Annotated in this window: 16 protein-coding genes and 6 tRNA genes; 3 read left to right on the top strand and 19 right to left on the bottom strand. The window is 63.9% G+C overall.

The genetic code is table 11. From position 1 onward, the window contains the following. Positions 1–401: 401 nt before the first annotated feature. Together KSS94_RS07985 and KSS94_RS07980 are read right to left on the bottom strand one after the other, a co-directional pair. Entirely contained in the window at positions 402–3,056 is a 2,655-nt protein-coding gene (locus KSS94_RS07985; RefSeq protein WP_217842463.1) for a FimV/HubP family polar landmark protein, read from the bottom strand. A 72-nt stretch (positions 3,057–3,128) separates the two neighbouring features. Next, positions 3,129–4,133, bottom strand: coding sequence for an aspartate-semialdehyde dehydrogenase (locus KSS94_RS07980; protein ID WP_217842462.1), 1,005 nt, complete (start codon positions 4,131–4,133; stop codon positions 3,129–3,131). 498 nt (positions 4,134–4,631) lie between these two features. Here KSS94_RS07980 and KSS94_RS07975 point away from each other — a divergent pair, with 498 nt between their 5' ends. After that, on the top strand, positions 4,632–4,895 hold the full coding sequence (locus tag KSS94_RS07975) for a hypothetical protein (RefSeq protein ID WP_217842461.1): 264 nt from the start codon (positions 4,632–4,634) through the stop codon (positions 4,893–4,895). A gap of 259 nt (positions 4,896–5,154) precedes the next feature. Here KSS94_RS07975 and KSS94_RS07970 read toward each other — a convergent pair whose 3' ends face one another. The 6 genes from KSS94_RS07970 to leuC form a co-directional block, all read right to left on the bottom strand. Beyond that, positions 5,155–6,333: an integrase core domain-containing protein gene (locus KSS94_RS07970; RefSeq protein ID WP_217838874.1), complete on the bottom strand. Its 1,179-nt coding sequence runs from the start codon at positions 6,331–6,333 to the stop codon at positions 5,155–5,157. Positions 6,334–6,645: 312 nt separating this feature from the next. Continuing rightward, the gene (gene asd, locus KSS94_RS07965; RefSeq protein WP_217842460.1) at positions 6,646–7,758 is read right to left on the bottom strand and encodes an aspartate-semialdehyde dehydrogenase; all 1,113 of its coding nucleotides are present in this window, start codon (positions 7,756–7,758) and stop codon (positions 6,646–6,648) included. Positions 7,759–7,821: 63 nt separating this feature from the next. Continuing rightward, the gene (leuB, locus tag KSS94_RS07960; protein ID WP_217842459.1) at positions 7,822–8,904 is read right to left on the bottom strand and encodes a 3-isopropylmalate dehydrogenase; all 1,083 of its coding nucleotides are present in this window, start codon (positions 8,902–8,904) and stop codon (positions 7,822–7,824) included. A 53-nt stretch (positions 8,905–8,957) separates the two neighbouring features. Then, a complete protein-coding gene (locus KSS94_RS07955) occupies positions 8,958–9,722 on the bottom strand; it encodes a class I SAM-dependent methyltransferase (RefSeq protein ID WP_217842458.1) in 765 nt (254 codons plus the stop codon). A gap of 133 nt (positions 9,723–9,855) precedes the next feature. Continuing rightward, entirely contained in the window at positions 9,856–10,500 is a 645-nt protein-coding gene (gene leuD / locus KSS94_RS07950) for a 3-isopropylmalate dehydratase small subunit (protein ID WP_217842457.1), read from the bottom strand. Further along, the gene (gene leuC / locus KSS94_RS07945; RefSeq protein ID WP_217842456.1) at positions 10,497–11,930 is read right to left on the bottom strand and encodes a 3-isopropylmalate dehydratase large subunit; all 1,434 of its coding nucleotides are present in this window, start codon (positions 11,928–11,930) and stop codon (positions 10,497–10,499) included. The genes leuD and leuC overlap by 4 nt, the downstream gene beginning before the upstream one ends. Before the next feature lie 130 nt (positions 11,931–12,060). Here leuC and KSS94_RS07940 point away from each other — a divergent pair, with 130 nt between their 5' ends. Further along, positions 12,061–12,939 (top strand): LysR family transcriptional regulator, encoded by an 879-nt coding sequence (locus tag KSS94_RS07940; protein WP_217842455.1) that lies wholly within the window; start codon positions 12,061–12,063, stop codon positions 12,937–12,939. A 61-nt stretch (positions 12,940–13,000) separates the two neighbouring features. Then, a complete protein-coding gene (locus tag KSS94_RS07935) occupies positions 13,001–16,297 on the top strand; it encodes a PAS domain S-box protein (protein WP_217842454.1) in 3,297 nt (1,098 codons plus the stop codon). Positions 16,298–16,495: 198 nt separating this feature from the next. Here KSS94_RS07935 and KSS94_RS07930 read toward each other — a convergent pair whose 3' ends face one another. From KSS94_RS07930 to KSS94_RS07880, 11 genes are all read right to left on the bottom strand, one after another. Next, the gene (locus tag KSS94_RS07930) at positions 16,496–16,942 is read right to left on the bottom strand and encodes an Hsp20 family protein (RefSeq protein ID WP_217842453.1); all 447 of its coding nucleotides are present in this window, start codon (positions 16,940–16,942) and stop codon (positions 16,496–16,498) included. Positions 16,943–17,154: 212 nt separating this feature from the next. After that, positions 17,155–18,123, bottom strand: coding sequence for a tRNA dihydrouridine synthase (locus tag KSS94_RS07925; RefSeq protein WP_217842452.1), 969 nt, complete (start codon positions 18,121–18,123; stop codon positions 17,155–17,157). A gap of 52 nt (positions 18,124–18,175) precedes the next feature. Then, a complete protein-coding gene (locus KSS94_RS07920; protein WP_217842451.1) occupies positions 18,176–18,613 on the bottom strand; it encodes an acyl-CoA thioesterase in 438 nt (145 codons plus the stop codon). A 192-nt stretch (positions 18,614–18,805) separates the two neighbouring features. Continuing rightward, positions 18,806–19,639 carry an alpha/beta fold hydrolase gene (locus KSS94_RS07915; RefSeq protein WP_217842450.1) on the bottom strand — a complete coding sequence of 278 codons (834 nt, stop codon included), beginning with the start codon at positions 19,637–19,639 and terminating at the stop codon, positions 18,806–18,808. Between the two features lie 15 nt (positions 19,640–19,654). Then, a complete protein-coding gene (locus KSS94_RS07910; protein WP_217842449.1) occupies positions 19,655–20,194 on the bottom strand; it encodes a TetR/AcrR family transcriptional regulator in 540 nt (179 codons plus the stop codon). Positions 20,195–20,364: 170 nt separating this feature from the next. After that, positions 20,365–20,440: transfer RNA gene (locus KSS94_RS07905), tRNA-Glu, on the bottom strand. 42 nt (positions 20,441–20,482) lie between these two features. Continuing rightward, a tRNA-Ala gene (locus KSS94_RS07900) sits at positions 20,483–20,558 on the bottom strand. 66 nt (positions 20,559–20,624) lie between these two features. Continuing rightward, positions 20,625–20,700, bottom strand: a tRNA-Glu gene (locus KSS94_RS07895). Between the two features lie 42 nt (positions 20,701–20,742). Then, positions 20,743–20,818 (bottom strand) — tRNA-Ala (locus KSS94_RS07890). Positions 20,819–20,871: 53 nt separating this feature from the next. Further along, a tRNA-Glu gene (locus KSS94_RS07885) sits at positions 20,872–20,947 on the bottom strand. A gap of 72 nt (positions 20,948–21,019) precedes the next feature. After that, positions 21,020–21,095 (bottom strand) — tRNA-Ala (locus KSS94_RS07880). Between the last annotated feature and the right edge of the window lie 34 nt (positions 21,096–21,129).

The raw sequence follows: 21,129 nt of genomic DNA, 5'->3' as shown, positions 1-21,129 counted from the left end.
AGAACCTGATCATGTAACGGAAGGCGGGCAGTATACCGACAATCCACACAGGGGCCGAAATGATCGCGGGGATGGCATAAGCATCAGGCTAGTGCCGTACCTGCAGGAGCCGGCTTGCCGGCGATGAGGCCGGGCCTGCCATCACAATGCAATGGCCTACGCAATCTCTGTAGGAGCGGCCTTGTGCCGCGATGGGGTGCGCAGCGGCCCCAGGATCTCGGCATCATGCATTTTCGTCGGGGCTGCTGCGCAGCCCATCGCGACACAAGGCCGCTTCCCACAGGACTTACGCCCGCTTCAAGACCTTCAGCAAGACAGTTGCTCCCACGGGTTCAGCGCCTGGCTTTGCGCCTGCACTGCACCTGTGGGGGCGGGCTTGCCCCGCGATTGCCTGGCCTGGGTCAGACCAGGCGCGAGAGCATGTCGCTGGCTTCCTGGCGCTGGCTGTCGTCGCCGTCCTTGACCACTTCGTCGAGGATGTCGCGGGCACCCTGGTGGTCGCCCATGTCGATGTAGGCGCGGGCCAGGTCGAGCTTGGTGGCCACCTCGTCGGTGCCGGAGAAGAAGTCGAAGTCCAGGTCGTCCAGCGGCTCGGGCTCCAGCGCCGCGTCTTCGGCGGTGAACTGCGGCTCCAGCGATGGGGATTCGAGGTTCTGCGACAGCTTGTCCAGCTCGGCGTTGACGTCATCCAATTCGGAGGCGAAGTTCTTGGCCGCCGGCGAATCGTCATCCAACGACAGCGACAGGTCGAAGTCTTCCGGCAGCTCCAGTTCGGAGATCGGGTCGAACTCCGGCATGGCCTCGAACGCTGCCAGCTCGGCGGCGACATCCACCGGAGCTTCTTCGCCACTGGCAACAGGCGTGGTGTCGCCAACGTCCAGGTCGAAGTCAGCCAGGTCGTCAGCCGACAGCTCAGGTGCAGGCTCGGCAGCCTGGGCCTGGGCGAGCAAGGCTTCGAAGTCGTCGTCAGCGTCAGTTTCGGCGGCTGCGGGGGCCGCCTGGGGTTCGGCCAGCGCTTCCAGGCCTGCCGTTTCATCCAGCACCGGCAGGTCGAGCGGGTCGTCCACCGGCAGGTCGTCGCCCAGGCTCAGGTCGAAGGCGCTGTCCAGGTCATCCTCATCGATGGCTGGCGCCGGTTCAGGCTCAGGCTCCAGAGCTGCAACCGGCTCCGGCTCGGGCTGCACTTGAGGCTCAGGCTCGGCTTCGGCCGCTTGCGGCTCCTGAAGCAACTCCTGAACGTACTGCTCGTCCAGGCCCGAAGCCAGGGCTGCGGCACTGGCCACCACGGCAGCTGCGCCGAGCATGGCGGGGAAGCGCTCCTTGAGCGATGCCACTTCGGCCTGATTCGCCTGGTTAGGCGCCAGCTTGCGCTCCTGGACGGCAAAGGCGTCCTGGTCGCCCTGGCGGGCGTAGACTTCCATCAGCTTCAGGCGCAGGTCGCTGCGCTGCGGGTCGGAGGCCACAGCAGCCTCCAGCAGGTCGGCGGCGTGGTTGAGGCGACCGCGGGCGATACTTTCGTCCACCTCGGCCAGCAACGCGGCACGCGGGTCGGCGACAGGGGCTTCGACGACGGCCGGTTGCACCGGCTTTTCTGCGGCAGTGGCGGCAGCGGCAGACGCGGCCACCACGGCTGGCGACAGGGTCACGCTGGGGGCCGACATGTCCAGGCCGTCAAAGCTGTCTGCTGGCAGCTCCAGGTCCGGGGCACGCTCGCCCTCCTCGGCCAGGGCGCGGGCCATGCGCACGTGCTTCTCGGCTTCCTGCTGGGCCTTGCGCTTGCGTGCCAGCAGCAACAGCAGGAGCAACAGCACCAGGAACGCGGAACCTGCGACCAGGCCCAGCAGCAGCGGGTTGCCCAGCAGTTGGTCGAGCACACCCTGCTCTTCGCTGGCCGGCGCCTCGGCTTCAACCGGGGCGGTATCGGTGGCCGCAGGCGCAGGCGCGACCACAGGCTCGGCAGGGGTCAGCTGAGCATTGACTACAGGTTGCGCCGGGGCAGCCGGGGCCGGTTCACCCGGCAGCGCGGCGGGCGCGGCCGGTGCCGCGGTCGCCGAAGCCTGGGCCTCGAGGCGCGCCAACTGGTCATTTTTCAGCTCGATCAGACGCTGCAGCTTGTCCAGCTGGCTCTGCAGGTCGGTCATGCGGCTCTTGAGTTCGTCGTTGTCACGCCGGCTGGTGTCCAGGCTTTCCTGGGCCACCGCCAGCTTGTCGTTGAGCGCCTTGGCTTCGCCTGCGCCGGCCTTGCCACCGGGCGACACCAGGCGCAGGTTGTCGCCCTGGTTGATGCGCGACGGCGCCGCACCGGCCTCGCCACGGCGGGTGGCATCGAGCTGGCGGGCACGCGGGCCGAGACGGCGGCCTTCACGCCAGGCGGCGTACTGCTCGGCCACTTCGCGGTTGGCTTCGGGGCGGGGGATGCTTTGCACCTGCTGCTGGTCGGGCAGACGCAGCACCTGGCCGATCTTGAGCTGGTTGATGTTGTTGCCGATGAAGGCATCCGGGTTCAGCGCCTGGATCGCCAGCATGGTCTGCTGCACCGTGCCGCCATGGGTGTTACGCGCGGCGATCTGCCACAGGGTGTCACGGCGCTTGGTGGTGTAGCTGCCGGCGCTCACCGCAGGGGTGATGTTGGCTTTGGCAGGCTGCTCGCCCTGGGCCTGGGCCTGGTCGAGCAGCACGTTGTAGTCACGCAGCAGGCGGCCTTGCGGCCACATCACCTGCACCAGGAACTTGACCACCGGCTCCGGCAACGGCTTGCTGGAGGTGACGCGCAGCACGCTGCGGCCATTGGGGTTGATTACCGGGGTGAAGGTCAGGTCTTCGAGGTAGGTCGCAAGCGGCACGCCCGCCTTGGCGAAGTCTTCTGGCGAGGCCAGGCTGGGGGCCATTTCGGTGGCGGTGAGGTCGCGCACGTCCAGCAATTCGATCTCGGCATCCAGCGGCTGGTTCTGCGCCGACTTCAAGGTCAGCTCCCCCAACCCCAGTGCGTTCGCGACACCCGACGACAACGCCGAGGCGGCCGCGATGGCCAGAACCAGTTTGCGAATTCGCAGCATGAACTCTTCCCTTGTATGAACCGTCCCAAAAACCCTGTCGCGGTGTAGGACAAAATTGCTGGCCAGTATCTTTTACGCCATGTGTTTTATCAACAATTGCGCCACTTGCACGGCGTTGAGCGCCGCTCCCTTGCGCACATTGTCGGTGGTCAGCCACAGATTGAGCTGTTCATCTTCATCAATGCCATGCCGTACACGACCAACATAGACCACGTCCTGGCCTACTGCGTCACCTACCGGGGTCGGATAATCATCCGCTTCGACCCGTTCGATGCTGTCGGCGCTGTCCAGCGCCCGGTTGACCGCGTCGAGGTCGACCGCGCGACGGCTCTGCAACGCCACACTGAAGCTATCGCCGAAAAACACCGGGACTTGAATGCAGGTCACGGAAATCTTCAGTGCCGGCATGCCCAGCAGTTGGCGCAGTTCGCCGACCAGGCGCCGCTCAACGGCCGTGTGGCCTTGCTCATCGGGCGCACCGACCTGGGCCAGCAGGTTGAAGGCCATTTGCCGGTCGAAGAACCGCGGCTCCAGCGGGCGGGCGTTGAGCAGCTCGGCGGTCTGGCGCGCGAGCTCACTGACCGCTTCACGGCCCTGGGCCGAGACGGCCAGGCAGGCGTTGACCTGGATGCGCTCGATATCCACCAGGCCCTTGAGCGGGGCCAGTGCCACTGCCAGGGCCACAGCGCCGGCGCTGGGGCTGGTGATCAGGGCTGGCTGCGGCAATTGACCCAGGCGCTCAGGGTTGGCCTCGGGCACCACGGCCACTGCGTCGTGCAGTGCGCCGGACAGGTCGATCACCGCGCAGCCGGCCTTGTGCGCCTTGGCTGCGAAGCTGCGGCTGACGGCCGGGGTGGTGGCGAAGAACGCCAGCTTGACCTGGCTGAAGTCGAAGCTGTCGACTTCGCGGACCTTGAGCTTCTTGCTGGCGAACATGACGCTGCTGCCCGCCGATTCCATGCTGGCCAGCAGATGCAGGGTGGCTACCGGGAAGGCCAGTTCTTCGAGGATCTGCACCAGGGTTTCGCCTACGGTGCCGGTGGCGCCTACTACGGCGATGTCTAGCTTGGTCGTCATGGGGTGGGTCCTTCTGGGTGCTGGGGTACGGCGGGGAGCGGCACTTTACTTGGAATGTGGGGTTGGGGGTAGGGTTCGGGTTCGGGTTCGGGTTCGGGGCTTATGGTGATTGCTTTTGGAGATATATGCGCATTCATTGACGATGCGCGGTTCGGGTTCGGGTTCGGGTTCGGGTTCGGGTTCGGGTTCGGGTTCGGGTTCGGGTTGGGGCTTATGGTGATTGCTTTTGGGGATATACGCGCATTCATTGACGATAGCGGCTTTTATTCACCTTTCCGCCCTTACGGCGGGTAACTTTTTGAAGGATCAAAAAGTCACCAAAAAATCCCTGCTCCCATCATCCGGCCCCCTACGCTGCGCTTCGGGGGTTCCCTCGCTCCGGGCTTGCTCCGGAGGTACGCGCCGACGGGCCGTCCCTGGCCCGATCGGCGCTCGACCGGCATCCATGCCGGTCGCCCTCCTACGCAATCCCTACGCTCGGCCTCCTGAAGTCGCGATTTGTGTCGCCTGAACTTCCGCGCGCTTAGAAGCAAGATCAAGAGCCAGATCAAGAGCCAGATCAAGAGCCAGATCAAGAGCCAGATCAAGAGCCAGATCAAGAGCCAGATCAAGAGCCAGATCAAGAGCCAGATCAAGAGCTGGGATGTTGGTTTGATTGTTATTGATGTGTTGATTGTTCTGACGCCATCGCGGGGCAAGCCCGCTCCCACAGTAAATATGCGGCCGGCGTGGGAGCGGGCTTGCCCCGCGATCAAATCCTGAGTTCCCACGGTGGCAACTAGCGGTTAGCTGCGCCAGTGCAGGCGCCGCCCCTAACTTCGCGACTTCAGGAGGCCGAACGCAGGGATTGCGCAGGGGGGCGACCGGCATGGATGCCGGTCGAGCGCCGATCGGGCCAGGGACGGCCCGTCGGCGCGTACCCCCGGAGCAAGCCCGGAGTGAGGGTACCCCGGAGCGAAGCGCAGGGGCCGGATGAATGGAGCGTGTACGGGCCACCCACATGGGTTACACAAAAGTTCACTCACATAGGTGACAACACCTGAAGTGTTACATAACCATCATCGGCATCTCGCTCATCGATCCTGCCGAGAATGATTGGGCCGAAAATAACATCCCACACCCCATCCCCGACCTGCTCCAGCCCAATGGTCTGATGCTTGAGCACGTAACCTACGTAGATCCTCAAACCCCGACGGTTGACGATGCCACTTCGATCAGCTGGCAGACTCTCGATATGACTGGGGTAAGTCATTTCAGGTAGTTTTTCCGGGAACGGGCGTGGCGAAGGCTGATAGCAGGACGCTGGTGTTTTCTGCTTCAGTGCTTCGTGGAGCCGCTCGTAATTGTAGTGCTGCCGGAAGCGGTCGAAGTGCCGTTGTTGAGCCTCCCAAGCCACTGCGGGAGGTGACGGAAGCGTACTTTTGAGTGTTCGGTGCATACGCTCGTGCCGACCATTTTGCTCCGGTCTGCCAGGCGCAATACGTTCAGGAATAATGCCCAGGCGCAGCCACCAAATGGACAGCTGGGAGAGCCCCGCACGCCCTTTGCTGGCAAACGGCACGCCGTTATCGGTTCGGATACGTTCAGGTAGCCCGTTCTCGCGAAAGACCTCAGTGAACACAGCCTGTGTCTCCAGGAAGTTCGTGTTGGCCATACTGTGGCACGCAAGCAAGAAACGACTGGCGTGATCCATGATCGTCAACGGATAGCACCAGACCCCAGCGCCTGTCAGAAACTGGCCTTTGTAGTCCGCACTGAATAGCTGATTGGGCGACTCCGCTTTTTCCAGCGGCTTGGGATAGACCGCCACACGCTGGCGCAGGCGTCGCGGCTTGATCAGCTCGGCCTTCTTGAGGATGTTGTAGATCGTTGTCTTGGAAGGGGGCGCCTCGTCAGGAAAACGCTCCTGTAAAGCTGCCTGGATTTTCTTGGGGCCAGGCTCCGTCTGGCCCTGACCACGCAATTCGATGATGGCCTCACGAACGGCGACGGGCACAACCCAATCTTGCGTCAGCCGACGACGGCTGCGTTCCTCCAAGCCTGGCGGACCATCGTTCTCGTAACGCTCTACCCATTTGTAACCGGTCTTTCGACTGATCTCGTAGGCCTCGCAAAGGGCGCTGAAGCTAGGCGCCCCATGGAGATAGTCCGCGATGAAAAGCAATTTCATGTCCATAGGTTTCAGCTCTCGCCAAGGCATGGTCAGACCCTCGAAAAACCGACCATGCCAGTTAAAAACTGTTACCTATGTGCGTGAACTGATTTGTCACCTATGTGGGTGAGTCATACCAGCGAGGATTTTTTGCTTACTTTTTGATCCCTCAAAAAGTGAGCCGCCGTAAGGGCGGAAAGGTGAATAAGCGTCAATAAAAATAATGAATGCGCATACAACTTCCAAAACAAACCAAACTCAACTCAACTCAACTCAACTCAACACCAGCCCCAATAAAAAAACCCGCACCACTCACCATGGCACGGGTTTCTTCAACAGCAAACACTCAAACCAAAGCGATCAACGCTCCAGCAGAATCCGCAGCATGCGACGCAGCGGCTCGGCCGCGCCCCACAGCAGCTGGTCGCCCACAGTGAAGGCCCCCAGGTACTGCGACCCCATGTTCAGCTTGCGCAAACGCCCAACCGGGATGTTCAGGGTGCCAGTCACCTTGGTAGGGCTCAGCTCCTGCATGCTGATCTCACGCTGGTTCGGCACCAGCTTCACCCAAGGGTTGTGCTGGCTGATCATGCCTTCGATATCGGCCAGCGGCACGTCCTTGTTCAGCTTGATGGTCAGCGCCTGGCTGTGGCAACGCATGGCACCGATGCGCACGCAGATACCGTCCACCGGGATCGGGCTCTTGAAGCGGCCAAGAATCTTGTTGGTCTCGGCCTGGGCCTTCCACTCTTCACGGCTCTGCCCGTTCGGCAGTTCCTTGTCGATCCACGGGATCAGGCTGCCGGCCAGCGGCACGCCGAAGTTCTCGGTGGGGAAGGCTTCGCTGCGCATGGCCTCGGCAACCTTGCGGTCGATGTCGAGGATGGCACTGGCCGGGTTGGCCAGGTCATCGGCGACCGCTGCATGGGTGGCGCCCATCTGCTTGATCAGCTCACGCATGTTCTGCGCACCAGCACCGGAGGCGGCCTGGTAGGTCATGGCGCTCATCCACTCCACCAGGCCCGCTTCGAACAGGCCACCCAGGCCCATCAGCATCAGGCTGACGGTGCAGTTGCCGCCGATGTAGTTCTTGGTGCCCGCGTCCAGCTGCTGGTCGATGACCTTGCGGTTGACCGGATCGAGGATGATCACCGCATCGTCCTGCATGCGCAGGGACGAGGCCGCGTCGATCCAGTAGCCCTGCCAGCCGGCTTCGCGCAGCTTGGGGAAGACTTCGTTGGTGTAATCGCCGCCCTGGCAGGTCAGGATGACGTCGAGGGTCTTGAGCTCTTCAATGTTGTAGGCGTCCTTGAGCGGGGCAGTATCCTTACCCACGTTCGGACCCTGGCCACCTACATTGGAGGTGGTGAAGAACACTGGCTCGATCAGGTCGAAGTCCTGCTCTTCGAGCATCCGCTGCATGAGCACGGAACCGACCATTCCACGCCAACCGATCAGACCTACACGTTTCATCGCAACTACACCTTTGCTAAAAGTGGGCCGCCACCGGGAGTTTTTGGTGGCGGGCCAGAGAGATTACAGATTCCGCAGCGCTGCGACTACTGCGTCGCCCATTTCCTGCGTACCTACCTTGCGGCAACCTTCAGAGAAGATGTCACCGGTGCGCAGCCCCTGGTCCAGCACCAGGCTCACGGCCTTCTCGATCGCCTCGGCGGCGGCCTGCTGGTTGAAGCTGTAGCGCAGCATCATCGACACCGAAAGAATGGTCGCCAGCGGGTTGGCTATGCCCTGCCCTGCGATGTCCGGCGCCGAACCGTGGCATGGCTCGTACATACCCTTGTTGTCGGCATCCAGCGACGCCGAAGGCAGCATGCCGATGGAACCGGTGAGCATGGAAGCTTCATCCGACAGGATGTCGCCGAACATGTTGTCGGTGACCATCACGTCGAACTGCTTGGGCGCACGCACCAGCTGCATGGCCGCGTTGTCGACGTACATGTGGCTCAGCTCCACGTCCGGGTAGTCCTTGGCCACGTCTTCGACCACTTCACGCCACAGCTGGCTGGAGGCCAGGACGTTGGCCTTGTCTACCGAGCACAGCTTCTTGCCGCGCACGCGGGCCATGTCGAAACCGACACGGGCAATGCGGCGCACTTCGCTTTCGCTGTACGGCAGGGTGTCGTAGGCCTGGCGCTCACCGCCCTCAAGTTCGCGCTGGCCGCGCGGGGCACCGAAGTAGATGCCGCCGGTCAGTTCGCGGACGATGAGGATGTCCAGGCCCGAGACGATTTCCGGCTTGAGCGACGAGGCATCGGCCAACTGCGGGTAGAGGATGGCCGGGCGCAGGTTGGCGAACAGGCCCAGTTGCGAACGGATCTTCAGCAGGCCGCGCTCGGGGCGGATGTCGCGCTCGATCTTGTCCCATTTCGGGCCGCCCACGGCGCCCAGCAGCACGGCGTCGGCCTGGCGCGCACGCTCCAGGGTTTCGTCGGCCAGCGGCACGCCGTGCTTGTCGATGGCAGCGCCACCGATGACGTCGTGGGCGAGGCTGAAGCCGAGCTGGAACTTGTCGTTGGCCAGCTCCAGCACCTTGACCGCTTCGGCCATGATTTCCGGGCCGATGCCATCACCTGGGAGAATCAGAATCTGCTTGCTCATGCTTTCCTCTATCCATTCAAGCGGCGCGGCCGGCTCGGCCCCGCCGTAAACAATCAACGCTCAGCCCACAACACCAGCACGTCGGTGCTGAAGGTGCCATCGGCTTCGATCTGGTAATACTGCCGCACTTCCTCACCCATGGCTTGCTGCAATTGGCGAATGGCCACGCGCAACGGCTCGGGGGTGCGCATGCGCTCCACCCAGGTGTGCCACTCAAGGCGCAGGCGCTGGCGGCTGTGGCTGCGCACATGCAGGCCGGCCTCGCTGACCTGGCGCTGCCACTCGGCGGCACTGTAGTCGCGCACATGGCTGGTGTCGCGCAGCACTTCTACGCTTTGCAGGTAGGTGTCGAGCAGCGGGCTGCCCGGCGACATCACGTCGATGAAGGCAGCCACCCCGCCCGGCTTGAGCACCCGGCGCACTTCGCGCAGGGCCAGGCCCAGGTCGCTCCAGTGGTGCGCCGAATAGCGGCTGAAGACGAAGTCGAACGACGCATCGGCGAACGGCAGGCGTTCAGCGGCGCCGCGCTCGGTGCGGATGTTGGCCAGGCCGCGCTCGCTGGCAGCGGCGGCCACCACATCGAGCATCGACTGCGACAGGTCATAGGCCACCACTTCACCGACCAGCGGTGCGACGTGAAAACTGACATGGCCAGCACCGCAGCCCAGGTCCAGCACACGGGCGCTGCCCTGCCCTTGCAGCTCGGCTTGCAGCAGCGCGAACTCACTGCCCTGGGCGTGCACGGCGCTGCTGAGGTAGGCGCTGGCCTGCTCGCCGAACTGGCGCTGGACCACGTCGGTGTGGGTGGTGCTGGTCATATCGAAATCCTTTGGTTTTTTTGTTGCTTGTTCCGGCCTATTCGCGGGGCAAGCCCGCTCCTACACAGGTATCACCTCTCCCTGTAGGAGCGGGCTTGACCCGCGAAGAGGCCAGTACTGCTAACGACAAACCTCAGGCATCACGGAACAGCCACGGCTGGCTGGCGCGGTGCTTGCCTTCGAAGGCCTTGATCGCATCGCTGTCCTGCAGGGTCAGGCCGATGTCGTCCAGGCCGTTGAGCAGGCAGTGCTTGCGGAAGGCATCGATCTCGAACTTCAGCACCTTGCCGTCCGGGCGGGTCACCGCCTGGGCTTCGAGGTCGACGGTCAGCTGGTAGCCCGGGTTGGCCTCGACCTGCTTGAACAGCTCGTCCACTTCAGCGGCGTCGAGAATGATCGGCAGCAAGCCGTTCTTGAAGCTGTTGTTGAAGAAGATGTCGGCAAAGCTCGGCGCGATGATGCTGCGAAAGCCGTATTCGTCCAGCGCCCATGGCGCGTGTTCGCGGCTGGAGCCGCAACCGAAGTTTTCGCGGGCCAGCAGCACGCTGGCGCCTTGATAGCGGGCGTGGTTGAGCACGAACTCTTCGTTGCGCGGGCGCTTGCTGTTGTCCTGGTAGGGCTGGCCCACGTCCAGGTAGCGCCATTCGTCGAACAGGTTGGGGCCGAAGCCGGTACGCTTGATCGACTTCAAGAACTGCTTGGGGATGATCTGGTCGGTGTCGACGTTGGCACGGTCCAACGGGGCGACCAGGCCGATGTGCTGGGTGAAGGCTTTCATGCTGCGCTCCCTTGGATCAACTCGCGGACATCGATGAAGTGGCCGGTCACTGCGGCGGCCGCGGCCATGGCCGGGCTGACCAGGTGGGTACGGCCACCGGCGCCCTGACGGCCTTCGAAGTTGCGGTTGGAGGTGGAGGCGCAATGCTCGCCGCTTTCGAGGCGGTCCGGGTTCATCGCCAGGCACATCGAGCAGCCAGGCTCACGCCATTCGAAGCCAGCTTCGAGGAAGATCTTGTCCAAACCTTCACGCTCGGCCTGGGCCTTGACCAGCCCGGAACCCGGCACGACGATGGCCTGTTTGACGGTCGCTGCAACCTTGCGGCCCTTGGCGATATCCGCCGCGGCGCGCAGGTCTTCGATGCGCGAGTTGGTGCACGAGCCGATGAATACGCGGTCGAGCTTGATGTCGGTGATCGCCTGGTTGGCGCTCAACCCCATGTACTTGAGGGCGCGTTCGATGGAGCCACGCTTGATCAGGTCGGCCTCGGCGGCCGGGTCCGGCACGCGCTGGTCAACGGCAAGGACCATTTCCGGCGAAGTGCCCCAGCTGACCTGCGGCTTGATCTGGGCGGCATCGAGCTCGACCACGGTGTCGAACACCGCATCGTCGTCGGAAACCAGGTCTTTCCAGGCTTCGACGGCGCGCTTCCAGTCCTCGCCCTTTGGCGCGTACGGGCGGCCCTCGACATAGGCGACGGTGGTGGCGTCGGTGGCCACCAGGCCGACACGGGCGCCGGCTTCGATGGACATGTTGCAGATGGTCATGCGGCCTTCCATCGACAGCTCGCGGATGGCGCTGCCGGCGAACTCCATGGCGTGGCCGTTGCCGCCGGCGGTGCCGATCTTGCCGATCACGGCCAGCACGATGTCCTTGGCGGTGACGCCGGCAGGCAATTTGCCATCGACGCGCACCAGCATGTTCTTCATTTTTTTGGCCACCAGGCACTGGGTGGCGAGCACGTGCTCGACCTCGGAGGTGCCGATGCCGTGGGCCAGGGCACCGAAGGCGCCGTGGGTGGAGGTGTGCGAGTCGCCGCAAACCACGGTCATGCCCGGCAAGGTGGCGCCCTGCTCGGGGCTGATGACGTGGACGATGCCCTGGCGCTCGTCGTTCATCTTGAATTCGACGATGCCGTATTCGTCACAGTTTTCATCGAGGGTCTGCACCTGCAGGCGCGACACCTGGTCGACGATGGCCTCGATACCGCCCTTGCGCTCTGGCGTGGTCGGCACGTTGTGATCGGGGGTGGCGATGTTGGCATCGATGCGCCACGGCTTGCGGCTGGCCAGGCGCAGGCCCTCGAAGGCCTGGGGCGAGGTCACCTCGTGGATGATGTGACGGTCGATATAGATCAAGGATGAGCCGTCGTCGCGGCGCTTGACCTCGTGAGCGTCCCAGAGTTTATCGTAGAGCGTTTTGCCAGCCATCAGACTGTTCCTCATCAGCGTCTTTCTATGCCAAAAACCCCTTGGCTTGTATGGACGATGCTATGGCGATAGATTGAATAACTCAAATTCATAATTTTCATGCTTTGCATAACCATCAGGAATTCGAACGATGGACCTCGCCAACCTCAGCGCCTTCATCGCCATCGCCGAAACCGGCAGCTTCTCCGGGGCGGGCGAGCGCCTGCACCTGACCCAGCCGGCCATCAGCAAACGCATCGCCGGGCTTGAGCAGCAACTGGACGTACGGCTGTTCGACCGCCTGGGCCGCGAAGTGACCCTGACCGAGGCCGGCCGCGCCCTGCTGCCCCGCGCCTACCAGATTCTCAACGTACTGGATGATACCCGACGGGCACTGACCAACCTCACCGGGCAGGTGAGCGGTAGGCTGACCCTGGCCACCAGCCATCACATCGGCCTGCACCGCTTGCCGCCGCTGCTGCGCGCCTTTACCCGCCAATACCCGGCGGTGGCGCTGGATATTCAGTTCATGGACTCGGAAGCGGCCTACGACGAAATTCTGCATGGCCGCGCGGAAATCGCCGTGATCACCCTGGCGCCGGAGCCGCACCACCTGGTGCGCGCCACCCCGGTGTGGGATGACGCCCTGGACTTCGTCGCCGCCCCCGAGCACCCGCTGGCACGCGACGGCAACGTGGCGCTGGCCGATGTCGCGCGCCACCCGGCGGTATTCCCCGGCGGCAACACCTTTACCCACCACATCGTCCAGCGCCTGTTCGAAAGCCAGGGCCTGACACCGAACATCGCCATGAGCACCAACTACCTGGAAACCATCAAGATGATGGTTTCCATTGGCCTGGCGTGGAGTGTGCTGCCACGTACTATGCTCGATGAGCAGGTCGCGCCCATCGCCTTGCCCGGCATACAGCTGTCGCGCCAGCTAGGCTACATTTTGCACACCGAACGTACGCTGTCGAACGCGGCCAGGGCTTTCATGGCCCTGCTCGACAGCCACGCAGGGTGCGACTGACCGCTCGTCGGCGCGGCATTCACGCTACAGGGACGCATTATCTGCCAAAGGTCTGGTAACGATGCCCAAATCAGCAAACCGCTTTCCGCGCCTGCCGCGCATTCCCGCGGCCGACCCCCAGGAATCCGAACAGGCCTGGCAGAATGCACCGCAGTTGCTGGCCGCGCTCAACGGTGCGCGCCTGGGCGCCTGGCTGTGGGATATCGACAGTGGCCGCATCAGCTGGTCGCGGGGTACCCAGGCGCTGTTCGGCTTCGACCCGCTGCGACCGATGCCCAACGACGTCGACTACCTCGACCTGCTGCCCGAAGAGGACCGCGCCCGCACCCGCCAGGCGTTCCAGGCGGTGGTCAACGGTGAACCGATCGAACAGGCCATGCGCCACCGCATCCGCTGGCCGGACGGCAGCATGCACTGGCTGGAGATCAACGGCAGCCTGACCCATGACGCCCACGGCCGGCGACAGATGATCGGGGTGATTCGCGAGATCACCCGCCAGCGCGAGCGGGAAACCGCGTTGATCAACTCGGAAAAACGCTTTGCCACGCTGTTCCACCTCAGCCCCAACGCCATTTTGCTGACCCGCCGCCACGACGGCCTGATCATCGAGGTCAACCAGCACTTCGAGGACATGTTCGGCTGGCCCGGCCCGCAGGTGGTGGGCAAGACCAGCGTCGAGCTGGGCCTGTGGGTCAACCCCGAGCAGCGCTACCAGGTGCTGGAGGCCACCCGCGCCGGCAGCGGGCCGCTGATCATGGAGGTGCAGTTCCGCGCCACCAGCGGCAAGGTCCATGACGGCATCCTGTGCACCCAGGGTATCGAGCTCGAGGGTATCACCTACCTGATCAGCACCTTCGTCGACACCACCGAGCGCAAGCGCGCCGAGCAGGCGCTCAAGGACAGCCAGGAGCGCCTGGACCTGGCGCTGGATTCGGCGCAGCTGGGCACCTGGGACTGGCACATCCCCAGCGGCATGCTGTATGGCTCGGCCCGTGCGGCGCAGTTGCACGGGCTGGACCCGGTGCCCTTCCATGAATCGTTCGAGGCGTTTTTCGAGGGTGTGCCGGACCACGAGCGCGAGGTCATGCGCCACGCCTACCGCAGCCTGCGCGAAGGGCCGGCGGGCAATTACCAGATCACCTACCGGGTCGAGCTGGAAAACGGCGGCTCGCGCTATATCGAAAGCCGCGCCCGGCTGTACCGCGACGACCAGGGCAACCCGCTGCGCATGGCCGGCACCCTGCTCGACATCACCGACCAGGTGGAGCGCGAGCAGCGCCTGAGCGCCTCGGAAGAAAAATTCGCCAGCCTGTTCCAGGTCAGCCCCGACCCGATCTGCGTCACCCGCCAGGACACCGGCCAGTTCATCGAAATCAACCCCGCGTTCAGCCAGACCTTCGGCTGGAGCGCCGAACAGGTGCTCGGCCACACCGCCGAAGAACTGGGCCTGTGGGCCGAGTCTGCCGAGCGCGCCCAGCGCATCGAGCGGGTGATCCGCGACCAGGCGCTGAGCAACGTCGCAGTGGGTATCAAGCACCGCAATGGCACGCCGCTGACCTGCGTGATCTCCAGCCGGCTGATCAGCGTCGACAACCAGCCGTGCAGCGTCACCACCCTGCGCGACATCACCCAGCAGCAACGCGCCGAAGCTGCGCTCAAGGCCAGTGAAGAGAAGTTCGCCAAGGCCTTCCACTCCAGCCCCGACGCCATCACCATCACCGAGCGCCAGAGCGGCCGCTACCTGGAGGTGAACGACGGTTTCACCCGCCTGACCGGCTACAGCGCCGCCGAGGTGGTCGGGCGCTCGGTGTTCGATGTCGGCATCTGGGCCGACAACAAGCAACGCGCCGCCCTGCTCAACGAACTGCGCGAGCATGGCCGGGTGCACCACCGTGAAATGCTCGGGCGCAACAAGCGCGGCGACATTCTTACCGTGGAGGTATCAGTGGAGCCGATCAGCCTCAACGAGACCGACTGCCTGCTGCTGACTGCGCGGGATGTAAGCCTGCTGAAGAACGCCCAGGCGCAGATCCGCCACCTGGCCTACCACGACCCGCTGACCAACCTGCCCAATCGCGCGCTGCTGATGGACCGCCTGAGCCAGCAGATCGCCCTGCTCAAGCGCCACAACCTGCGCGGTGCACTGCTGTTCCTGGACCTTGACCATTTCAAGCACATCAACGATTCCCTCGGCCACCCGGTGGGCGACACGGTGCTCAAGATCATCACCGCCCGCCTTGAGGCCAGCGTGCGCCTGGAAGATACCGTGGCGCGCCTGGGCGGCGACGAGTTCGTGGTGTTGCTGAGCGGGCTGGACGGCAGCCGCGAGCTGGTGGAAAGCAAGGTACGCGAGCTGGCCGACACCCTGCGCGAGCTGCTGGCCGAGCCCATGTCGCTGGATGGCCAGCGCCTGCAGGTGACCCCGAGCATCGGCGTGGCGCTGATCCCCGACCATGGCGCCACCCCGGCCGACCTGCTCAAGCGCGCCGACATTGCCCTGTACCGGGCCAAGGATTCCGGGCGCAACACCACCCAGCTGTTCCACACCACCATGCAAAAGGCCGCCAGCGAGCGCCTGCGCATGGAAAGCGACCTGCGCCTGGCCCTGGCCCGCGGCGAGCTGGCCCTGCACTTCCAGCCGCAAGTGGATGCCCGGGAAAACCGCATCGTCGGTGCCGAGGTGCTGCTGCGCTGGCACCACCCGCAACTGGGCCAGCAGCCGCCAGGGCAGTTCATTCAAGTACTCGAAGAAAGCGGCCTGATTCTCGAGGTAGGCAGCTGGATCCTCGACGAAGCCTGCGACGCCTGTGCGCGCATGCTCGAGGACGGGCTGATCGACGCCGACGATTTCAGCCTGTGCGTGAACATAAGCCCCAGGCAGTTCCGCCAGAATGATTTCGTCGAGCGGGTGCTGCGCAGCCTGGACGACTACCGCCTGCCGCGGCGCATGCTCAAGCTGGAGATCACCGAGGGTATCGTCATCCAGAACCTCGAAGACACCATCAGCAAGATGCGCGAGCTAAAGCGCTACGGGGTGAGCTTTGCCATGGACGATTTCGGCACCGGTTACTCGTCGCTGACCTACCTCAAGCGCCTGCCGGTGGATGCACTGAAGATCGACCAGACCTTCGTGCGCGACGCGCCCATCGACCCCAACGACGCCGAGATCGTTCGCGCCATCGTGGCCATGGCCCGCAGCCTGGAGTTGGCGGTAATTGCCGAAGGGGTGGAACTGACCGAGCAGCTGGAGTTTCTCGAGCGCTTGGGTTGCCACCTGTACCAGGGCTACCTGCACAGCCGCCCGCTGCCGCTGCCGGAGTTTCGACAGATGCTGCTGGAGGCGCCGGCGGATTATTGAGCGCCACGTGTAGGAGCGGCCTCGTGTCGCGAAAGGGCTGCGAAGCAGCCCCAGGATTTCAGCTTTGCAGCATGGATCGCTGGGGCTGCTTCGCAGCCCTTTCGCGACACAAGGCCGCTCCTACAGGGGGGGGGGTGTATCGTCTTGAGCTGCAACGAAAAAGGGCACCCGAAGGTGCCCTTTTTCATACGCGTGAACTTAGTTCAGCACAGGCTTTTCGCCATTGATCGGGATGCGCTTGGCCTTGGCTTCTTCCGGTACCACGCGCAGCAGTTCGATGCTGAGCAGGCCGTTGGCCAGGCCCGCGCCCTTGACCTCGATGTGGTCCGCCAGGCGGAACGACAGCTTGAAGGCGCGCTGGGCGATACCCTGGTGCAGGTAGGTGACACCGCTGGCGGTGGCGTTTTCGCGCTTGCCGCCGGTCACGGTCAGCACGCCCTTTTCAACCTGCAGGTCGAGGTCTTGCTCCTGGAAGCCGGCTGCGGCAACCACGATGCGGTATTGGTCTTCGCCATGTTTTTCCACGTTGTAGGGCGGGTAGCTGCTACCGGCCTCGTTACGGGCTGCGGACTCGAACAGGTCGTTGAAACGGTCGAAGCCAACAGAATGGCGGAACAGTGGAGCGAGGGAGAAAGCGGTAGTCATGGTCATGAACTCCTGAGATTCAGCAAGTTAAGTCACTACGCGACCCGACTTCGGCATCGCGTACTCAAGAGATATGGCCGGGCGAAACGCTTTCAAGGGGCCGATGAAAAATTTTCGTCGAACCACCCATGCAATCGCACTGCTTCATTGGGCCGACTGTCTTGTGCTGCCTGTACCGGCCTCATCGCCGGCAAGCCCGCGATGAGGCCCATTCAGGCGACAACAGCCTCAGCTGCTTGCTGACATCCCAGCAACACCCCGATCCGCGCACAATCATCCTCGCGCCGCAGCTCGGCAAACATCGCCACCGCCTCGGGGTAAGCGCGGGTCAGCATCGCCATCCACTGCTTCATGCGCCCCGGTGCATAGCGCGGCGACAGCTTGGCCTGGGCCTGGCGCCAGAACTCGCGCAGCAAGGGCAGCAGCTCGTACCAGCTCATCGGCTGGTAGTCACGGCCATCGCGCGCGGCGGCGATCTGCAACGCCAGGTCGGGGCATGACACCAGCCCGCGGCCGAGCATGATGTGCTCGGCGCCACTCACCTCGCGGCAACGCCGCCAGTCGTCGACGGTCCAGATTTCGCCATTGGCGAACACCGGCACCTTGACCACATCCTGCACCCGCGCCACCCACTCCCAATGCGCCGGCGGCTTGTAGCCCTCGACCTTGGTGCGGGCATGCACCACCAGGTGCTCGGCGCCGCCTTCGGCCAGGGCAATGCCGCAGTCCAGCGCGCCGTCCGGGCTGTCGAAGCCCAGGCGCATCTTGGCGGTGACCGGGATATGCGCCGGCACCTGGCGGCGCACCTCGTGCACGATGGCGTGCAGCAGTTCGGGCTCCTTGAGCAGCACCGCGCCACCGCGCGACTTGTTCACTGTCTTGGCCGGGCAACCGAAGTTCAGGTCGATCACCGGCGCTCCCAGCTCGCAGGCCAACACCGCGTTTTCGGCCAGGCACACCGGGTCAGAACCCAGCAGTTGCACACGCATCGGCACCCCGGCAGCGGTGCGCGCGCCCTGGCGAAGCTCAGGGGCGAGCTTGTCGAACGAGGACTCCGGCAGCAGGCGGTCGCAGACGCGGATGAACTCGGTGACACACCAGTCGATGCCGCCGACCCGGGTCAGGACGTCGCGCAGGATGTTGTCGACCAGCCCTTCCATCGGGGCCAGGGCAATTTGCATTTCAGGGTCTCGGGGCGAAAAAGGCGGCAGTCTAGCAAAAAACTGCCGGTTTTCAGCTGCCGATCAGCGCCGGGCCGTAGCCCTCGAGAAACTCTGCCGGCATACGCCGCGGCTTGCCGGTGGACAGCTCGATGCAAGCGAAGGTGGTTTGCGCGCGCAGCAGGGTGACGCCATCGCTCGGGCGCTTGAGCTGGAAGCGACGGGTCATGCGCAGGCGCTGGTCCCAGTCGACGATCCAGGTGGCCAGTTGCAGCTCGTCATTTTCGTAGCCGGCGGCAAGGTAGTCGATTTCATGGCGCACAACGGCCATGGCCCGGTCCAGGCGACGGTATTCGGCCAGGTCCAGGCCCAGGCGCTGAGAGTGGCGCCAGGCGCAGCGCTCGAGCCAGGTGACGTAGACCGCGTTGTTGGCATGGCCGAGGCCATCGATATCCTCGCTGCCGACGCGCAGGTCGATGATGAAGGGTGCTGCTGCCAGATCCCAGGTCATGAGCGGCTCCTTGAAAGAAACAGGGATTTAGCCGGGCATGGGGTGGCGATGTCCAGTGCTTGTATCAACCAAGACGCAAACCCTGTAGGAGCCGGCTTGCCGGCGATGAGGCCGGTGCAGGCTTAAAAATCTCCACCCGACGTGCAGGCCCTATCGCCGGCAAGCCGGCTCTTACAGGGGCTGTGTAACGGCTCAGGCTGTCCGCAGGGCGTTCTGCGTACTGCGCGCGAGCAATTCCAGCACTGCCTCGCCCAGCCGCGGGTCGGCCAGCACGCGCTGGTGGCCACCCTCCTCCAGCAGCAGCAGGCGGCTATCGAACCAGGCCTTGTGAATGACCTGCGATTCACTGGCCGGCACCAGCGCGTCGTCACGGGCGTGCACCACCAGGCCCGGCAGGTCGAGCTGATAGCCGCTGACATCCAGGCGCGCCACCTGCATGCCGACATCCTGCTCGACCTGGCGAATGAACGCCGCCCTGGCCCGTGCCGGCAAACCCAGGTGCCGGGCAAAGCCGCGCAGCACGCCCAGCAGTTGAGCCGGCGCGGCAATGCTTACCGCTGCCTCCGCGCGCAGCCCCCACTGCAACGCCAGCAGCACGCTGGCGCCACCCATGGAGTGACCGATCACTGCGCGCAACGGCGGCAGTTCAGCGGCAGCTTCCAGCAAGGCGCGGGCGAACAGCACGACATGCGCCTGGCTGCCTGGCGAACGGCCATGGGCCGGGCCCTCCAACGACACCACCGTGTGCCCGGCAGCAACCAGGGTTTCGATCAACGCGGCGAACTGGGTCGGGCGCCCTTCCCAACCATGCATCAACAGCACAGTCGGCCCCTGCCCCCAGCGCAACGCCGACAGGCCAAAGCGCAGGGTGATGCGCTCGGCCCTGCCCAGCAGCGGCAACTCCCACTGCCTGGGCGGCAGGTTGCGCGGGGTCATGAAGGCGCGGCGCATGCGCCCGGCGACATGTTCGGGGGCCAAGTGGCCGAGGGTGCCGTTGACGCCGCGAATCCAGCTCAGGGTAGTCATTGCCGTGCTCCAGAGTTAGATAATCGCCGACTTTGCGGCGCGCAGGATGCGGTCGGACAGCTCGCCATCGCCCAGGGCGCGGGCCACGGCCAGGCCGCCAACCATCAGGGCGAAGTCGGCCAGGGCCTTGTCGATCTCTTCGGGGCGGTCGACCATTTGTGCAGTCATCAGCTCAATGTGCTCGATCAGTACCTGGCGAAAGCTTTCTGGCAGGCGCTGCATTTCGCTGAGGGCGTTGGGGATGGGGCAGGCCTGCACTTCGGCGTCGCGATGCTTGCGCGACAAGTAAAACGCTGCCACCAGGGCCCGGCGTCCGGCACCGTCGAGGCTTGGGTCGACACTGGCGAGCAAGGCGCGGCGCTCGGCGAGCAACTGGCTGAAGGCCTCGAGCATCAGCTCGTCCTTGCTGTCGAAGTGGGCGTAAAAGCCACCTACCGTCAGCCCCGCAGCGCCCATCACCTGGCTGACGCTGGGCTCGGCCGGCCCCTGCTGGATCAACGCACTGCGCGCGGCATCGAGGATGCGTTCGCGGGTCTTGGCCTTCTTGTCGGTCATGGCACCTGCCTCAAAATATTATGATCGACATATTATGCTTATAATATTTTATGGCAAGCAGAACTTGCGGCCGTTGATCGGCAGGCAGATTTTCAGGGAGCAAGAAAAAACAAAAGGCCCATTCAATATGCGAATGAGCCTTATAAGTCCCGCAAAACGCGGGTAAAAAATGGCGTCCCCTAGGGGACTCGAACCCCTGTTACCGCCGTGAAAGGGCGGTGTCCTAGGCCACTAGACGAAGGGGACGTAACCTTCGTGCCGTTCCACCTGAGTGAAACGCGGCAAAATTGGTGGAGCTAAGCGGGATCGAACCGCTGACCTCCTGCATGCCATGCAGGCGCTCTCCCAGCTGAGCTATAGCCCCGAGTAAAACAAAAGGCTCACCGATCTGATGATGAGCCTTTCAACTCCCGCAAAACGCGGGTAAAAGTGGCGTCCCCTAGGGGACTCGAACCCCTGTTACCGCCGTGAAAGGGCGGTGTCCTAGGCCACTAGACGAAGGGGACGTAACCTTCGTGCCGTTCCACCTGAGTGAAACGCGGCAAAATTGGTGGAGCTAAGCGGGATCGAACCGCTGACCTCCTGCATGCCATGCAGGCGCTCTCCCAGCTGAGCTATAGCCCCGGATTTCTAGCCTCTCGGCCCAGCGACGCGTTGAAACATCGCTTGTGCAAAACTGGCGTCCCCTAGGGGACTCGAACCCCTGTTACCGCCGTGAAAGGGCGGTGTCCTAGGCCACTAGACGAAGGGGACGAACCTTCTTACCTTCAAGACCCGGTTGCTGGACCCGGTCTTGCTCGACAACCTTGATTGCCAAGCGGAATTTGGTGGAGCTAAGCGGGATCGAACCGCTGACCTCCTGCATGCCATGCAGGCGCTCTCCCAGCTGAGCTATAGCCCCACAATGTCGCTTTGAACCGAAGCGCTGGCTGGGT

This window comes from Pseudomonas fakonensis (genome assembly GCF_019139895.1).
Taxonomy (GTDB): domain Bacteria; phylum Pseudomonadota; class Gammaproteobacteria; order Pseudomonadales; family Pseudomonadaceae; genus Aquipseudomonas; species Aquipseudomonas fakonensis.
Note: the sequence above shows the minus strand (reverse complement) of the source record. Positions and strands in the feature narration are given on the sequence as shown.

Coding starts and splice junctions, on each gene's coding strand:
- KSS94_RS07930 (WP_217842453.1), bottom strand. CDS start 16,942: ATGACTACCGCTTTCTCCCTCGCTCCACTGTTCCGCCATTCTGTTGGC.
- KSS94_RS07920 (WP_217842451.1), bottom strand. CDS start 18,613: ATGACCTGGGATCTGGCAGCAGCACCCTTCATCATCGACCTGCGCGTC.
- KSS94_RS07935 (WP_217842454.1), top strand. CDS start 13,001: ATGCCCAAATCAGCAAACCGCTTTCCGCGCCTGCCGCGCATTCCCGCG.
- leuD (WP_217842457.1), bottom strand. CDS start 10,500: ATGAAAGCCTTCACCCAGCACATCGGCCTGGTCGCCCCGTTGGACCGT.
- KSS94_RS07980 (WP_217842462.1), bottom strand. CDS start 4,133: ATGACGACCAAGCTAGACATCGCCGTAGTAGGCGCCACCGGCACCGTA.
- leuB (WP_217842459.1), bottom strand. CDS start 8,904: ATGAGCAAGCAGATTCTGATTCTCCCAGGTGATGGCATCGGCCCGGAA.
- KSS94_RS07910 (WP_217842449.1), bottom strand. CDS start 20,194: ATGACCGACAAGAAGGCCAAGACCCGCGAACGCATCCTCGATGCCGCG.
- KSS94_RS07915 (WP_217842450.1), bottom strand. CDS start 19,639: ATGACTACCCTGAGCTGGATTCGCGGCGTCAACGGCACCCTCGGCCAC.
- KSS94_RS07970 (WP_217838874.1), bottom strand. CDS start 6,333: ATGCCTTGGCGAGAGCTGAAACCTATGGACATGAAATTGCTTTTCATC.
- leuC (WP_217842456.1), bottom strand. CDS start 11,930: ATGGCTGGCAAAACGCTCTACGATAAACTCTGGGACGCTCACGAGGTC.
- KSS94_RS07925 (WP_217842452.1), bottom strand. CDS start 18,123: ATGCAAATTGCCCTGGCCCCGATGGAAGGGCTGGTCGACAACATCCTG.
- asd (WP_217842460.1), bottom strand. CDS start 7,758: ATGAAACGTGTAGGTCTGATCGGTTGGCGTGGAATGGTCGGTTCCGTG.
- KSS94_RS07985 (WP_217842463.1), bottom strand. CDS start 3,056: ATGCTGCGAATTCGCAAACTGGTTCTGGCCATCGCGGCCGCCTCGGCG.
- KSS94_RS07940 (WP_217842455.1), top strand. CDS start 12,061: ATGGACCTCGCCAACCTCAGCGCCTTCATCGCCATCGCCGAAACCGGC.
- KSS94_RS07955 (WP_217842458.1), bottom strand. CDS start 9,722: ATGACCAGCACCACCCACACCGACGTGGTCCAGCGCCAGTTCGGCGAG.